We start from the raw sequence: 439 nt of genomic DNA, 5'->3' as shown, positions 1-439 counted from the left end.
CCAATTGGCGCTGGTCCATGACAGCGCAATCACCGGCACAGTCAGGAAATTCACCTACGCGGAGCTGAAGGCCGAAGTCGTGGCGCTGGCCGCCGTGCTGCAGGATCAGGGCGTCGGGAAAGGCGACCGCGTCATCATCTATATGCCGATGGTGCCGGAAGCAGTCTTTTCCATGCTGGCCTGCGCGCGCATCGGCGCGATCCATTCGGTCGTGTTCGGCGGTTTCGCCGCCAAGGAACTGGCGACCCGCCTCGACGAGGCAACGCCTAAGCTGATCATTTCGGCATCCTGCGGCCTCGAACCGGGCCGAATCGTCGCCTACAAACCTCTGCTCGACGGCGCAATCGAGCTGGCCCGCCACAAGCCTTCGTCCTGCATCGTTTTTCAGCGCGAACAGCTCGCCTGCGATCTGGTCGAAGGCCGCGACATCAACTATGCG

Annotated in this window: 1 protein-coding gene; it reads left to right on the top strand. The window is 62.6% G+C overall.

The window, feature by feature from the left end; genetic code table 11:
* Positions 1 to 439: AMP-binding protein (locus AB1462_RS32095; protein ID WP_367249139.1), on the top strand; the 439-nt coding region annotated here is incomplete at both ends.

The sequence above is a fragment of the Pseudomonas sp. SB113 genome (assembly GCF_040754745.1).
Classification (GTDB): Bacteria; Pseudomonadota; Gammaproteobacteria; order Pseudomonadales; family Pseudomonadaceae; genus Aquipseudomonas; species Aquipseudomonas grimontii.
The sequence above is the reverse complement of the archived record's forward strand: the minus strand, read 5'-3'. Positions and strand labels throughout refer to the sequence as shown.